Origin of the sequence: Streptomyces sp. BBFR51 (assembly GCF_044591655.1) — a bacterium.
GTDB lineage: Bacteria > Actinomycetota > Actinomycetes > Streptomycetales > Streptomycetaceae > Streptomyces.
On the sequence record NZ_CP172448.1, the window covers coordinates 4694210 to 4707973 of the forward strand.

A 13764-nucleotide genomic window follows, 5' to 3' on the forward strand; every position below is an offset into this window, starting at 1 on the left:
TAAGGCAACGGAAGAAGAGGCCCGATGGCGATCCGCGTGATGCTCGTCGACGACCAGGTGCTGCTGCGCACCGGGTTCCGGATGGTGCTGGCGGCCCAGCCGGACATGGAGGTCGTCGCGGAGGCGGGGGACGGCGTCGAGGCCCTCCAGGTGCTGCGCTCGACCACCGTGGACGTGGTCCTCATGGACGTCCGCATGCCCAAGCTCGACGGCGTCGAGACCACCGGCCGGATCTGCGTCGACCCGAACGCGCCGAAGGTGCTGATCCTGACCACCTTCGACCTCGACGAGTACGCCTTCTCGGCACTGAAGGCGGGTGCCTCCGGCTTCATGCTCAAGGACGTGCCGCCCGGCGAGCTGCTCGCCGCGATCCGCTCCGTGCACAGCGGCGACGCGGTGGTCGCCCCCTCCACCACCCGGCGGCTCCTGGACCGGTTCGCGCCGATGCTGCCGGCCACCGGCCAGGAGCCCCGGCACAAGGAGCTCCAGCGGCTCACCGAGCGGGAGCGGGAGGTGATGGGGCTGGTGGCGCAGGGCATGTCCAACGGGGAGATCGCGGCGCGGCTCGTGCTGTCCGAGGCGACCGTGAAGACGCACGTGGGCCGCATCCTGACCAAGCTGGGCCTGCGCGACCGCGTGCAGGTGGTGGTCCTGGCCTACGAGACGGGGCTGGTGCGGGCCGGTGGGGGGCAGGGCTGACGGGGGCTTCGCGCAGGGCCCCGCTTCGGTAGGGTCTGCGCATGCTCCTGTGGATCAACGGCCCCTTCGGGGGCGGCGATCCGTCCAGTCGCTGCCTGCGCACGAGATACGGCGTCGGCTCCCCGGCAGCGTCGTCTGCGACCCCGAGCACGCAGGCTTCGGTCTGCGCCGCATGCTGCCGCCCGAACTGCGGGCGGACTTCCAGGATCTGGCCTCCTGGCGGCAGGGCGTCGTGGAGGTGCTGGACCTGGCCCTCACCCAGCACGACGGCGTGGTCATCGCGCCCATGACGGTCACCGACTCCGGATACTTCGCCGAGACCGTCGGGCGACTGCGCGAACTGGGCCACGACGTCCACCACTTCAGCCTCCTCGCCGAACGCGAGACCGTCCTGCGGCGGCTGCGCGAGCGCGGCCTCGGGCACCTTCTGCGCCACGTCGGCGGGAAGCGGCCCGGGCCGCGCGGCGAGAGCTGGGCCGTGCGGCAGCTCGACCACTGCCTGGAGCGGCTGGCCGAGCCGGAGTTCGCCGAGCATCTGTGGACGGACCACACGACCGTCCCGAAGACCGCCGACCGGATCGCCGTCCTGGCGGGACTCACCCTGAAGCCCAACAACGAGGGCGCGCTGCGCACCCGGCTGCGGCAGGCGGGGGTCGGGATCCGGCACATCCGGACCGACTGACCGCTCACGGCCCGGTGCGGGGCTACCGCAGGATCCCCTCCAGGAAGTCGCTGCCCAGCCGGGCCACGACCGTGACGTCCAGCTGGTGCAGCACGTACCGCCCGCGGCGGCGGGTGGTGATCAGCCCGGCCTTCTTCAGGACGCCCAGGTGCCGGGATATCTCGGGGGCCGTCATGCCGTGCACCTGCGCCAGCTCGCCCGTCGTGTACGCGCTGCGGGCCAGGTACCGGCAGATCCGCATCCGGACCGGGTGGGACAGCGCGGTCATCCGCATCGTGAGCTGCTCGACCGAGGGCGGCGACACCAGCTCGGGGGAGCCGACGGGGTAGTGCAGCACCGGCTGCCAGCCGTGCCGGTGCAGGACCATCAGGTGCGGCCAGCCCAGGCTGGTCGGGACGAGCAGGAGGCCGCCGTCCGCCGTCGCCGAACGGCCGTCGCCCAGCTTGTCGACCGTGATCCGCGCGGCGCCCTCCTCCAGCGTCACCGCCGGGGACACGGCGGCCAGCGTCTCCGCGAGGCCCTTGTGGCGCAGCAGGTCCGTCTTGTGACGGGCGTCCGCCGCGAGCTGGTGGCGCAGCCGGGACCAGGTCTCGGCGAAGAACGCCTCGTCGCAGTCCCGCGCGAACTGCCGCAGCCAGTCCCGGATCCGCGGCGGATCCGCCAGCAGCCGCTCGCTGAACCGCAGCTGCTGCGGTCCGCGCGCCGCGGCCAGGTCCAGCGCGCGCCGGCGCACCTCGGGGTCGTCGAGCGCCGAGACCCCACCGGTGCTGTACGGCAGCGCGCAGGTGAACTCCAGGGCCGCGTCCACGAACTGCTCGTCGGACAGCTTGTCGAGCAGGTCCAGGTCGTCGGCGAGGGTGGCGCCGGGCAGGGTGCTGCGGCCGGGCACGCCGGCGAACGGCATGAACAGGTCCGAGAAGGTCGTCCGCCACAGGAAGTCGGCCTCGCACATCCGGTCGGCCAGATGCGAGTCGAGCCGGGCGGTCACGCCCGTCGCCCAGCCCTGGAGGCCCGGGTGGTGCCCCGGCTCGGACAGCGCGTGCAGCGCCATGCCCAGCTCGGCCAGGGGTGAGGGCACGACGGCGATCCTCTCCGGCCGCAGCCCCGCGATGTCGATGCGCACGCTCATGCCCCCATGGTGCACGCCGCCACCGACAACGCCGCCGCCGATTGACCGCCGTCGTCAATCGGCGCGACCGCGCAGCCGTGGCGGAGCAGGCTGGGACCACCGGGGCAGCCGCGGAACCCGTCCCTTCCTCACTTCCACCTCTCGCTTCACGTCTCCATGAGAAGGCGATCCGCCATGAGCATCACGCAGCAGTACCTCCTCGACACCTACCGTGCCCGGCAGCTCGGCGAGCCCGCGCCGCCGGCGCCCGGCACCCACGACCGGCAGGTCGTGCGCGAATGGCACGACCGCCGCCAGTTCCAGGCCGTGCTCGCCGGCCGCCCCGCACACGGCCGCGTACGCCGGGCCCTGCGCCGGTGGTGGTCACTGTGGCCGCGCGCCCTGGGCTGAGCCGGCCAGGGCCAGCCTGGCCGCGAAGTCGGCGACCGCCGCCTTCACGTCGTCGGCCGTCCACTCCAGGCCCGCCGCCTCCACGCCGACCTCGGTGACGGCGATCCCCGGGCCCGCCGCGTCCCAGGCGCGGGAGAAGAGCACCGTCCCGGTCTCCTCGCCCTGCCGCAGCGCGGCCTCGCCCGCCGTGTCGGGATCGCAGGGCAGCCAGACCTGGAACTCGTGCGTGTGCGGCACCTCCGGGTGCACCCGCGCCCACGGCAGCCCTGCCTCGGCGAAGCCCTCGCGCAGCGCGGCGGCCACCACGCGCGCGTGGGTCACGTACTCGGGCAGCCGGGGCAGCTCACGCTCCAGGCCGGCCAGCGCGGACAGCACCGTGGGGAACTGCTGGAACAGCTGGCCGCCGTACCGGTGCCGCCAGGCCTTCGCCTCCTCGATCAGGGGCCGGGGACCGGCCAGGGCGGCGCCGCCGTAGCCCTTGAGGGACTTGTAGAACGAGACGTACACGCTGTCCGCCAGGCCGGCGATCTCGGCCAGCGGGCGGCCGAAGTGGACGGTGCACTCCCACAGGCGGGCCCCGTCGAAGTGCACCACCGCGTCGCGCTCCCGGGCGGCCTCGACGACCTCGGTGAGTTCCTCCCAGGTGGGCAGCAGATAACCGGCCTCCCTGAGCGGCAGCTCCAGCATCAGCGCCCCGAACGGCTCCTCGAAGTCGCGCACCTCGTCGGCGGTCGGCGGCCGGGGCGCGTCGGTCAGCCGTACCGGGTGCAGTGCGCTGACCCGGCTGAAGGCGTTGCGCTCGTGCATCTCGGGGTGGCCGAGCCCGTGCAGGGCGACGACCGGATTGCCGGTGCGGCCCGCCCAGCAGCGCAGGGCCACCTGCTGGGCCATGGTGCCGGTCGGGAAGAAGGCGGCGGCCTCGGCGCCGAGCAGGGCGGCGGTCTTCTCCTCCAGGGCCTCCACGATGCCGTTGCCGTACATGTCGGACGGCGCGTCGAGGTCGTACAGCTCGTCGGCCCCGTCCAGCAGGGCGATGCGCTCCCGCAGGGTCGTGATGAAGCCCGGGCGGGCCAGTACGCGCCGCGCGTCGCGGTGGACGGCCACGCGTCGCTCACGCTGCCGCCGGTGCCGCCGCTCCTCCGGTTCCGCCGGTTCTGCCTGGTCCGCCTGCTCCTGCTCTGCCGTATCGCTCATGCCGGGATCATGCCGCGCGGGCCGCCCGCCGGGCACCCGGGTTTCCCCACAGGAACCGACACGCGCGCGTGGTGTGTGCACCCGAGCCGCACGGAAACCCACAGCCTGTGGACAACCGGACGTCGCCCGAACCAATCGCGTTAACATGACGAGAAATCGTCCGGTACCCCGAGCGGACTGGAACGGGAAGGCCGCCGTCGCGTGAACACAACCCCACAGCCAGATCCCAAGGACCGCCCCGCGCGGCTCACCGTAGGCGTTGTCGGCGCCGGACGCGTGGGCCCCGCGCTGGCCGCGTCCCTGCAGCTCGCCGGGCACCGCCCGGTGGCCGTCTCCGGGGTCTCCGACGCCTCCAGAAGGCGCGCCGCGGCCCTGCTCCCCGACGTGCCGCTCATGCCGCCCGCCGAGGTCCTGCTCCATGCCGAGCTGGTCCTGCTGACCGTTCCCGACGACGCCCTGCCCGGCCTGGTGACCGGGCTCGCCGAGACCGGGGCGGTGCGCCCGGGCCAGCTGCTGGTGCACACCTCCGGGCGGTACGGCGCGAGGGTCCTGGACCCCGCGCTGCGCGCCGGCGCCCTGCCGCTGGCCCTGCACCCGGCGATGACCTTCACCGGCACCCCGGTGGACGTCCAGCGCCTGGCCGGCTGCTCCTTCGGCGTCACCGCGCCCGAGGAGCTGCGGCTGGCGGCGGAGGCCCTGGTCATCGAGATGGGCGGCGAGCCGGAGTGGATCGCCGAGGACAGGCGCCCGCTGTACCACGCGGCTCTCGCGCTGGGGTCCAACCACCTGATCACCCTGGTCGCGCAGTCCATGGAGCTGCTGCGCACGGCCGGCGTGGAGGCCCCCGACCGGATGCTCGGCCCGCTGCTGGGCGCCTCCCTCGACAACGCCCTGCGCTCCGGTGACGCGGCCCTCACCGGCCCCGTCGCGCGCGGGGACGCGGGCACGGTCGCCGCGCACATCGTGGAGCTGCGCGCACACGCCCCGCAGGCCGTCGCCGGCTACCTGGCGATGGCCCGCGCGACCGCGGACCGGGCGCTGGACCACGGGCTGCTGAAGGCCGAACTCGCCGAGGACCTGCTCGGAGTACTCGCCGACGGAGCCGACGGCACGACGGGCAGCACGGGCACCACCGGCAGCACGGGCACGGGCACCACCGGCACGGGCAGCACGGGCACCACCGGCACCGAAGAGGACCCGGGCACCGACGGCCCCGAGGGAGACGCCCGATGACCACCACCACGCCCGCCCTCCTGCGCACCGCCGACGAGCTGCACGCGCGCGTGCGTCACGGCCGCCGGGCCGTCGTGATGACCATGGGCGCCCTGCACGAGGGCCACGCCACCCTGATCCGCGCGGCGCGCGATCTGGCGGGCCCGGACGGCGAGGTCGTCGTCACCGTCTTCGTCAACCCCCTGCAGTTCGGCGCCGGCGAGGACCTCGACCGCTACCCGCGCACCCTGGACGCCGACCTGGGGATCGCCGGCCAGGCGGGCGCCGACGCCGTCTTCGCACCCTCCGCCGGCGAGGTCTACCCGGGCGGCGAACCCCAGGTGCGCATCACGGCCGGCCCCATGGGCGGACGCCTGGAGGGCGCCTCCCGCCCCGGCCACTTCGACGGCATGCTCACCGTCGTCGGCAAGCTGCTCCACCTCACCCGCCCCGACCTCGCCCTCTACGGACAGAAGGACGCCCAGCAGCTCGCCCTGATCCGCCGCATGGTCCGCGACCTGAACTTCGGCGTGGAGATCATCGGCGTGCCCACCGTGCGCGAGGAGGACGGCCTGGCCCTGTCCAGCCGCAACCGCTACCTCTCGACCCGGGAACGCCGTACCGCCCTCGCGCTCTCCCAGGCGCTCTTCGCCGGCCTGGACCGGCACGCCGCGCAGGAGGCGCTGTGCGCGCGGGCCCGCGAGGTGCCCGCCACCCAGGCGCGCGCCGAGGCGCTCAGCGCCCTGGGCGAGTCCCGCGCCGCGGCGGACGCCCACGCCGTCGCCACGTCCGCCCCGGGCAGCGCCACGGCCGTCCGGGCCGCCGCCCGCCTGGTGCTGGACGACGCCGCCCAGGCCGATCCGCCGCTGGAGCTCGACTACCTCGCGCTGGTCGACCCGTCCGACTTCACCGAGATCGACGACGACCACACCGGCGAGGCCGTCCTCGCCGTCGCCGCCCGGGTCGGCGCGACCCGCCTGATCGACAACGTCCACCTGACCTTCGGACCCCTCGGAGCCGCCTCGTGACCAGCACAGGCATACGACTGCACGCCCCCGCGCCCGGCTGGGCCCTCGCCGCGGACGTGGTGGTCGTCGGCTCCGGCGTCGCCGGCCTCACCGCGGCCCTGCGCTGCGAGGCCGCGGGCCTGCGCACGGTCGTCGTCACCAAGGCCCGCCTCGACGACGGCTCCACCCGCTGGGCGCAGGGCGGCGTCGCCGCGGCCCTCGGCGAGGGCGACACCCCCGAGCAGCACCTGGACGACACCCTGGTCGCCGGCGCGGGCCTGTGCGACGCGGAAGCGGTCCGCATCCTGGTCACCGAGGGCCCCGACGCCGTACGCCGCCTCATCGCGACCGGCGCGCACTTCGACGAGTCCACCGAGGGCGGCCTGGCCCTCACCCGCGAGGGCGGTCACCACCGACGCCGCATCGCCCACGCCGGCGGCGACGCCACGGGCGCCGAGATCTCCCGCGCCCTGGTGGAGGCGGTACGCGCGCATGGCGTGCGCACCGTCGAGAACGCCCTGGTCCTCGACCTCCTCACGGACGCCGAGGGCCGCACCGCGGGTGTCACCCTGCACGTCATGGGCGAGGGCCAGCACGACGGCGTGGGGGCCGTCCACGCCCCCGCGGTGGTCCTGGCGACCGGCGGCATGGGCCAGGTCTTCTCGGCGACGACGAACCCCTCCGTCGCGACCGGCGACGGCGTCGCGCTCGCCCTCCGCGCGGGCGCCGAGGTCAGCGACCTCGAATTCCTGCAGTTCCACCCCACGGTCCTCTTCCTGGGCCCGGACGCCGAGGGCCAGCAGCCCCTGGTCTCCGAGGCGGTGCGCGGCGAGGGCGCCCACCTGGTGGACGCGGACGGCGTGCGCTTCATGGTGGGACAGCACGAACTGGCCGAACTGGCCCCACGGGACATCGTCGCCAAGGGCATCACGCGCCGCATGCAGGAAAAGGGCGCCGCGCACATGTACCTGGACGCCCGCCACTTCGGCGCGGCGATGTGGGAGAACCGCTTCCCCACGATCCTCGCCGCCTGCCGCGCCCACGGCATCGACCCGGTCACCGAGCCGATCCCGATCGCCCCGGCCGCCCACCACGCCTCCGGCGGCGTCCGCACCGACGCCCACGGCCGTACGACGGTCCCCGGCCTCTACGCGTGCGGCGAGGTCGCCTGCACCGGCGTGCACGGCGCCAACCGCCTGGCCTCCAACTCCCTCCTCGAGGGCCTGGTCTACGCCGAACGGATCGTCTCCGACATCGCGGCGGGCCACGCGGACGGCACCCTCCACGCGCGCGTGCCCGCCCCCCTTCCGCGCCCGGCGGACCCGGCGCACCCCCTGCTGCCGTCCGAGGCCCGCCTCACGATCCAGCGGATCATGACCGAGGGCGCCGGCGTCCTGCGCTCGGCCGAGTCCCTCACGCGGGCGGCCGACCGGCTGCACCACCTCCACACCGAGGCCCGCGAGGCCCTGCACGACAACGGCAAGACGTCCGAGCCCGGCGTCGACACCTGGGAGGCCACCAACCTCCTGTGCGTGGCCCGCGTCCTGGTGGCCGCGGCGGCGCGGCGCGAGGAGACCCGCGGCTGCCACTGGCGCGAGGACCACGCGGACCGCGACGACACGACGTGGCGCCGCCACATCGTCGTACGGCTGAACCCGGACCGCACCCTCGCCGTGCACACCACGGACACGCCAGAATTCCCCCCGACCGTCCACGGCGCCCAGCCGACGCACCGTCCCCAGGAGCAGTGACAGCAGTGAACCCCTCCGACCTTCCCCTCGCCTCCGGCGGCGGCTGCGGCGACGACTGCGCCTGCGGCGCGGAAACCGAAGAAGACACCTACATGGAGTGCGGCCTCGACCCCGCGCTCGCGGCACTCCTGCTGGACTCCGGGCTCGACCCGGTGGAGGTCGAGGACATCGCGAACGTCGCCATCCAGGAGGACCTGGCGGGCGGCGTGGACGTGACGACGGTCGCGACCATCCCCGAGGACGCGGTGGCCACGGCCGACTTCACCGCCCGTGAGGCGGGCACGGTGGCCGGTCTCAGGGTCGCCGAGGCGGTGCTGTCGATCGTCTGCACCGACGAGTTCGAGGTGGAGCGCCACGTCGAGGACGGCGACCGCGTGGAGGCCGGCCAGAAGCTCCTCTCCGTGACCACCCGCACCCGCGACATCCTCACCGCCGAACGCAGCGCGCTGAACCTGCTGTGCCGCATGTCGGGCATCGCGACGGCCACGCGCGCGTGGGCGGACGTCCTGGACGGCACCAAGGCCAGGGTCCGCGACACCCGCAAGACGACGCCCGGGCTGCGCAGCCTGGAGAAGTTCGCGGTTCGCTGCGGCGGCGGCGTGAACCACCGCATGTCCCTCTCGGACGCGGCGCTGGTGAAGGACAACCACGTGGTGGCCGCCGGGGGCGTGGCAGCGGCCTTCCAGGCCGTGCGCGAACACTTCCCCGACGTGCCCATCGAGGTCGAGGTCGACACCCTGCACCAGCTGCGCGAGGTGCTGGACGCGGGTGCCGACCTGATCCTGGTGGACAACTTCACGCCCCAGGAGTGCGAGGAGGCGGTGGCCCTCGTCGCGGGCCGCGCCGCGCTGGAGGCCTCGGGCCGCCTCACCCTCGTCAACGCCAAGGCGTACGCCGACACGGGCGTCGACTACCTGGCGGTGGGGGCCCTCACCCACAGCTCCCCGATCCTGGACATCGGCCTGGACCTGCGAGCGGCGGAGTAGGCCCATGCTGCTGACGATCGACGTGGGCAACACGCACACCGTGCTGGGCCTCTTCGACGGCGAGGACATCGTCGAGCACTGGCGCATCTCCACGGACTCGCGCCGTACGGCCGACGAGCTGGCGGTCCTCCTCCAGGGCCTGATGGGCATGCACCCGCTCCTCGGCGACGAGCTGGGCGACGGCATCGACGGCATCGCCATCTGCGCGACCGTCCCCTCGGTGCTGCACGAACTGCGCGAGGTCACCCGCCGCTACTACGGCGACGTCCCCGCGGTCCTGGTCGAACCGGGCGTCAAGACGGGCGTCCCGATCCTCACCGACCACCCCAAGGAGGTCGGCGCCGACCGCATCATCAACGCGGTCGCCGCGGTGGAGCTGTACGGCGGTCCGGCGATCGTCGTGGACTTCGGCACGGCGACGACGTTCGACGCGGTCAGCGCGCGCGGGGAGTACATCGGCGGGGTCATCGCGCCCGGCATCGAGATCTCGGTCGAGGCGCTCGGCGTCAAGGGCGCCCAGCTCCGCAAGATCGAGGTGGCCAGGCCGCGGAGCGTGATCGGCAAGAACACGGTCGAGGCGATGCAGTCCGGCATCGTGTACGGCTTCGCCGGTCAGGTCGACGGGGTCGTCAACCGCATGGCCCGCGAGCTGGCCACCGACCCCGAGGACGTCACGGTCATCGCGACGGGTGGGCTGGCACCGATGGTGCTGGGCGAGTCCTCGGTCATCGACGAGCACGAGCCGTGGCTGACGCTGATCGGACTCCGCCTGGTCTACGAACGCAACGTGTCCCGCATGTAGCGCGAGGGCGCCCCCGTGGTCCGGCGCTTGCCGGGTGCCGCTGCGCCCACCCGTGCCGCCCTGGGGGAGGCACGACTGCCCGCAGCTGCGGGGTGGCGGGGGCGACTGCCCGCGGCTGCGGCGGAGAGCCGCGGACGGCGGACGGGCGCGGGCGGCGGGAGGCGGGCGGAGAGCCGCGTGCGGCGGGAAGGGGTCGTGTCGGGGGGTGTCCGCCCGCAGCGGTTGGCGCGTCAACGCGTCCGGCATCTGTGGCCGACCGATTCCGCGCCGTTCCGAGGACGGACACCCCCCGGCGCGGCACCGACCCACCACCGAACCGAACGCGCTACGCGCACCCCCACCCACCCCGCACAGGCCGCCGCAGGCACCCCCGCACCCCCACCGGACCCGCACAGGCCGCCGCAGGCACCCCGCACCCCGCCCAACCGCCGGAGGCACCCGCATCCGGGTAAGTCCCCGCGCCACACCCGCCCCCTATGCCGAGTTTGTCTGATTAGCGCGTATCGTCGCCGCATGCCCACGCCCTACGGACCCCGCGGCGGCATGGCGTTCGGTGCTCAGGAGCTGCGCGTGCTCCGGCGAGCCCTCGCCCTCGCCCTGAACCCCAGCCCCGTCTCGGCCCACGAGGCCCAGGACTGCCTCCGCCTCGCAGAGTCGCTCGACGAGGCGATGCGGGAGAGTGCCCGGCTGCGCGCCTTCCTGGTGGCCGACCTCGCCCGGTACCGCGCCGCCCTCCCCGGCACCGCCACCGGCTACCTGGCGCTCCTGGACGAGGCCCTGGGCGCCGGCCACCACCCCCACGGGGACGACCTCGCCGCCCTGGGCGCCCTGCGCGGCAACCCCGTCGCGGCCGCCCTCCTGGCCCGCTGCGCCCCCGGAACGTCCACGACGTCCACCACGGCCACCGTCACGCTCCCCGCCGCCCGCACCCGCCTCCACGCCCTCCCCGGCGGCCGGCAGTCCGACAAGGACCCCGCGCAGAAACCCGCCGAGAAACCGGCCCCGCGCCCCGCCCCGGCCACCCCAAAGCGCCCCGTCCCCACCCCCGGCGAGGTCTTCCCGCGCCGCAAGCCGGCGCCCCCGCCCGCCCCGCCCGCGCCGGGCTCCCGGCACCACCTCGCCGCCGGCTGACGGCGCCTGGCTACCCTGGTTCCATGGACTACGTCTCCGCGCTCCTGCCCCCGGCCGTCATGGCCGTGTTCTTCATCGGCTTGATCAGGGTGATCGTGAAGACCCAGGGTGGCGCCAACAAGGCCAAGGAGGACGCGGTCGTCGACGCCGCCCTCGCGCGCGCGGAGGGTGCCCGGCAGGCGTCCGCGCACCCCGAGGCCTGACCGGTCCCGTCCCGGCCCCGTCCCGGCACCGGACCGCACCGCACCCCGCGTACGACTCCCGCATCCCCGCGCGGAGTCGTACGCCCCTTTTGTGCACGTTTGCCAGCGAAAGCGCACGTCCGGCACGCGATCGCCCCCATCTCCCACTATCGTTCGAAGCGTGCCTCGCCCATTGGGAGAACTCGAAGACGCGGTCATGACGAGGGTGTGGAAGTGGAACCGCCCCGTGACCGTTCGAGAAGTCCTGGAAGACCTGCAACAGGAACGGTCCATCGCGTACACCACCGTGATGACCGTTTTGGACAATCTCCATCAGAAGGGCTGGGTGCGCCGCGAGTCGGAAGCCCGGGCCTATCGATATGAGGCGGTCTCCACTCGCGCCGCCTACGCCGCCGCCCTCATGAACGACGCCTGGTCGCAGAGCGACAACCCCGCCGCCGCCCTCATCGCCTTCTTCGGCATGATGAGCGAGGAACAGCGCGAGGCACTCAGAGACGCCATCCGCATCGTGCAGGGACCGGAAACCCCCGCGCCGGGCCCCGGCGCGGTACCGGACGGCGGCGAACGATAGCGTCCCCACATGTCAAATGCCATCAGCGTCCGGCGGGCCCGCACCAGGGATGTCCCGGACGTACGCCGGCTCCTCGACACGTACGTCCGAGACCGCATCCTGCTCGACAAAGCGATGGTGACGCTTTACGAGAGCATCCAGGAGTTCTGGGTCGCGGAACGGGACGACAACGCCGAGGTGGTCGGCTGCGGCGCCCTGCACGTGATGTGGGAAGACCTCGCGGAAGTGCGGACTCTCGCGGTGAAGCCCGGCCTGAAGGGTGTGGGCGTCGGTCATCAGTTGCTGGGGAAGTTGCTGGACACGGCACGCTGGCTCGGTGTTCGCCGCGTTTTCTGTCTGACCTTCGAAGTGGACTTCTTCGGCAAGCACGGCTTCGTGGAGATCGGTGAGACACCGGTCGACACCGATGTGTACGCGGAGCTGCTGCGTTCCTATGACGAGGGCGTTGCGGAGTTCCTGGGTCTCGAACGAGTGAAACCGAACACCTTGGGCAACAGCCGGATGCTTCTGCACCTGTGATCGCCCGAGAGTGACGGCATCCACGGCCCTTCGTACGGCATCGCACACTCCATCGCACACTGCACCGTAGTCCTTCGCAGCCCTTCGCAGTCCTTCGCCAGGTTTATTCCACCGACAGACCCTTCGCGGGTTCCCTATGTCCGAAACGCGCATGTTTCCGGCCCGGAGACGGACTACCGGTCTCTGCCGGGGGTTTGTGTTTTTCCGGCAAAAGCGGTTTGCTTTCCGGCGTACTGCAGTACTGCATATAACAAGGGACGGCGATACGGCGGACGCCGGCGGACCTCCGGCCCTCAAGTTATCGATGAAAGGAAATCCGGTGGCACAGAAGGTTCAGGTCCTTCTTGTCGATGACCTCGACGGTGGCGAGGCAGACGAGACCGTGACGTTCGCACTGGACGGCAAGACCTACGAGATCGACCTCACCACCGCCAACGCGGACAAGCTCCGTGGTCTTCTCGATCCGTACCTGAAGGGTGGCCGTCGCACCGGGGGCCGTGCCTCGGGCGGTCGCGGCAAGGCCCGCGCCGCTTCCGGCGGCAGCCAGGACACCGCGGCGATCCGCGCCTGGGCGAAGGAGAACGGCTACGAGGTCAACGACCGCGGCCGTGTTCCCGCGAAGGTGCGCGAGGCGTACGAGCAGGCCAACGGCTGATCACCCGACCCGCGCCACGGGCCGAGTCCGCGGTGGGCCGGACGTGGCGAGTCGGACCCGGTGGCACTGCGTGGCCAGTGTGTGGACCAGCCGTGCGAGATCGAGGGCGGTCCCCGCACCCCCAAGGGCCGACAGCGCCGGCAGCGAGGACTCGACCTCGCCCCCCGGCTCCGGGGGCCGCAGCCAGACGGCGGCCCCCCGCAGGCCGTCGCGGTCCGGGGGACGCGACGGCAGGCCGGCCGGGCCGGGCTCCGGGGCAAGGGGCGCGTCCATGAGGCCGCCCGCTCCGAGCGCCGTCAGGTCGAGCGCCAGCGAGCCCCACTCCAGCCACTCCAGGAGCCCGGGCAGCTCCTCCGCACCGCCCGCCGCCACGAGCAGCAGCATCCGCTCGCCCCGCACGGCCACCGGAAAGTCCGGCCACGACGGGACCGCATCGCACCGTCCGGGTGACCGCTCCGGCGTCCGCTCGGGCGACCGCGCAGGCCGCCACAGCCGTTCCAGCGCCGCGTGCCCGGCCTCGGCCGGGACGTCCAGGACGTCGAAGCGGACCCCCGTGCGCAGCCGTACCGGCTCCCCGGGCGCCGTCGGCCAGCCGAGCGCGCTCTCGTACCAGCACCGCACCCGCTCCCGGGCCGAGCCGCCGTGTTCGGCGGGCGGGCGGGGCGACGGCACGAGGCGGGCCCCGGCAGTGACGGGGGCAGCGACGGGGGCAGTGAAGGGGACCGGGGGCAGGGCGCCAACCATGCCAAGTGCAACAGCCCGAAAAGCCCTCGGGTTACGCTGGGTGGTGTTACGAATGCGCAGAGTGCCGGAAAAGGGGGCGTGCGGGGGTG

At 73.5% G+C, this 13764-nt stretch carries 15 protein-coding genes and 1 pseudogene; 13 read left to right on the top strand and 3 right to left on the bottom strand.

Features of this window, described 5'->3' with window-relative positions; genetic code table 11:
• Positions 1 to 24: 24 nt before the first annotated feature.
• Complete coding sequence (locus tag ACGH7X_RS21495) at positions 25 to 699, top strand: response regulator (RefSeq protein WP_399887024.1); 675 nt, start codon at positions 25 to 27, stop codon at positions 697 to 699.
• 41 nt (positions 700 to 740) lie between these two features.
• Positions 741 to 1381 (top strand): annotated as a pseudogene (locus ACGH7X_RS21500) (ATP-binding protein).
• Positions 1382 to 1403: 22 nt separating this feature from the next.
• Here ACGH7X_RS21500 and ACGH7X_RS21505 read toward each other — a convergent pair.
• Positions 1404 to 2510 (bottom strand): DUF5937 family protein, encoded by a 1107-nt coding sequence (locus ACGH7X_RS21505; protein WP_399887025.1) that lies wholly within the window; start codon positions 2508 to 2510, stop codon positions 1404 to 1406.
• A gap of 174 nt (positions 2511 to 2684) precedes the next feature.
• Here ACGH7X_RS21505 and ACGH7X_RS21510 point away from each other — a divergent pair, with 174 nt between their 5' ends.
• Positions 2685 to 2900 (top strand): hypothetical protein, encoded by a 216-nt coding sequence (locus tag ACGH7X_RS21510; RefSeq protein WP_399887026.1) that lies wholly within the window; start codon positions 2685 to 2687, stop codon positions 2898 to 2900.
• Here the strand turns inward: ACGH7X_RS21510 and ACGH7X_RS21515 are convergent.
• The gene (locus ACGH7X_RS21515) at positions 2874 to 4094 is read right to left on the bottom strand and encodes a threonine aldolase family protein (RefSeq protein WP_399887027.1); all 1221 of its coding nucleotides are present in this window, start codon (positions 4092 to 4094) and stop codon (positions 2874 to 2876) included. The genes ACGH7X_RS21510 and ACGH7X_RS21515 overlap by 27 nt on opposite strands.
• A 201-nt stretch (positions 4095 to 4295) precedes the next feature.
• Here ACGH7X_RS21515 and ACGH7X_RS21520 point away from each other — a divergent pair, with 201 nt between their 5' ends.
• The 10 genes from ACGH7X_RS21520 (at position 4296) to ACGH7X_RS21565 (ending at position 12931) form a co-directional block, all read left to right on the top strand.
• On the top strand, positions 4296 to 5327 hold the full coding sequence (locus tag ACGH7X_RS21520) for a Rossmann-like and DUF2520 domain-containing protein (RefSeq protein WP_399887028.1): 1032 nt from the start codon (positions 4296 to 4298) through the stop codon (positions 5325 to 5327).
• The gene (gene panC, locus ACGH7X_RS21525; protein ID WP_399887029.1) at positions 5324 to 6334 is read left to right on the top strand and encodes a pantoate--beta-alanine ligase; all 1011 of its coding nucleotides are present in this window, start codon (positions 5324 to 5326) and stop codon (positions 6332 to 6334) included. The genes ACGH7X_RS21520 and panC overlap by 4 nt, the downstream gene beginning before the upstream one ends.
• Entirely contained in the window at positions 6331 to 8064 is a 1734-nt protein-coding gene (locus tag ACGH7X_RS21530) for an L-aspartate oxidase (protein WP_399887030.1), read from the top strand. Before panC ends, ACGH7X_RS21530 begins: the two co-directional genes overlap by 4 nt.
• A gap of 5 nt (positions 8065 to 8069) precedes the next feature.
• Complete coding sequence (nadC, locus tag ACGH7X_RS21535) at positions 8070 to 9050, top strand: carboxylating nicotinate-nucleotide diphosphorylase (RefSeq protein ID WP_399897217.1); 981 nt, start codon at positions 8070 to 8072, stop codon at positions 9048 to 9050.
• Positions 9051 to 9054: 4 nt separating this feature from the next.
• Positions 9055 to 9852: a type III pantothenate kinase gene (locus ACGH7X_RS21540; protein WP_399887031.1), complete on the top strand. Its 798-nt coding sequence runs from the start codon at positions 9055 to 9057 to the stop codon at positions 9850 to 9852.
• A gap of 543 nt (positions 9853 to 10395) precedes the next feature.
• A complete protein-coding gene (locus ACGH7X_RS21545; protein ID WP_399897220.1) occupies positions 10396 to 10983 on the top strand; it encodes a hypothetical protein in 588 nt (195 codons plus the stop codon).
• 23 nt (positions 10984 to 11006) lie between these two features.
• The gene (locus ACGH7X_RS21550; RefSeq protein WP_399887032.1) at positions 11007 to 11186 is read left to right on the top strand and encodes a hypothetical protein; all 180 of its coding nucleotides are present in this window, start codon (positions 11007 to 11009) and stop codon (positions 11184 to 11186) included.
• 160 nt (positions 11187 to 11346) lie between these two features.
• Entirely contained in the window at positions 11347 to 11757 is a 411-nt protein-coding gene (locus tag ACGH7X_RS21555) for a BlaI/MecI/CopY family transcriptional regulator (protein WP_399887033.1), read from the top strand.
• Positions 11758 to 11766: 9 nt separating this feature from the next.
• Entirely contained in the window at positions 11767 to 12276 is a 510-nt protein-coding gene (locus ACGH7X_RS21560; protein WP_399887034.1) for an amino-acid N-acetyltransferase, read from the top strand.
• Positions 12277 to 12595: 319 nt separating this feature from the next.
• A complete protein-coding gene (locus ACGH7X_RS21565; RefSeq protein WP_271319599.1) occupies positions 12596 to 12931 on the top strand; it encodes an Lsr2 family protein in 336 nt (111 codons plus the stop codon).
• Here the strand turns inward: ACGH7X_RS21565 and ACGH7X_RS21570 are convergent, their stop codons facing one another.
• Positions 12932 to 13675 carry an SCO3374 family protein gene (locus tag ACGH7X_RS21570; protein WP_399887035.1) on the bottom strand — a complete coding sequence of 248 codons (744 nt, stop codon included), beginning with the start codon at positions 13673 to 13675 and terminating at the stop codon, positions 12932 to 12934.
• Positions 13676 to 13764: the final 89 nt, after the last annotated feature.

Coding starts and splice junctions, on each gene's coding strand:
- ACGH7X_RS21495 (WP_399887024.1), top strand. CDS start 25: ATGGCGATCCGCGTGATGCTCGTCGACGACCAGGTGCTGCTGCGCACC.
- ACGH7X_RS21505 (WP_399887025.1), bottom strand. CDS start 2,510: ATGAGCGTGCGCATCGACATCGCGGGGCTGCGGCCGGAGAGGATCGCC.
- ACGH7X_RS21510 (WP_399887026.1), top strand. CDS start 2,685: ATGAGCATCACGCAGCAGTACCTCCTCGACACCTACCGTGCCCGGCAG.
- ACGH7X_RS21515 (WP_399887027.1), bottom strand. CDS start 4,094: ATGAGCGATACGGCAGAGCAGGAGCAGGCGGACCAGGCAGAACCGGCG.
- panC (WP_399887029.1), top strand. CDS start 5,324: ATGACCACCACCACGCCCGCCCTCCTGCGCACCGCCGACGAGCTGCAC.
- ACGH7X_RS21540 (WP_399887031.1), top strand. CDS start 9,055: ATGCTGCTGACGATCGACGTGGGCAACACGCACACCGTGCTGGGCCTC.
- ACGH7X_RS21545 (WP_399897220.1), top strand. CDS start 10,396: ATGGCGTTCGGTGCTCAGGAGCTGCGCGTGCTCCGGCGAGCCCTCGCC.
- ACGH7X_RS21550 (WP_399887032.1), top strand. CDS start 11,007: ATGGACTACGTCTCCGCGCTCCTGCCCCCGGCCGTCATGGCCGTGTTC.
- ACGH7X_RS21560 (WP_399887034.1), top strand. CDS start 11,767: ATGTCAAATGCCATCAGCGTCCGGCGGGCCCGCACCAGGGATGTCCCG.
- ACGH7X_RS21570 (WP_399887035.1), bottom strand. CDS start 13,675: ATGGTTGGCGCCCTGCCCCCGGTCCCCTTCACTGCCCCCGTCGCTGCC.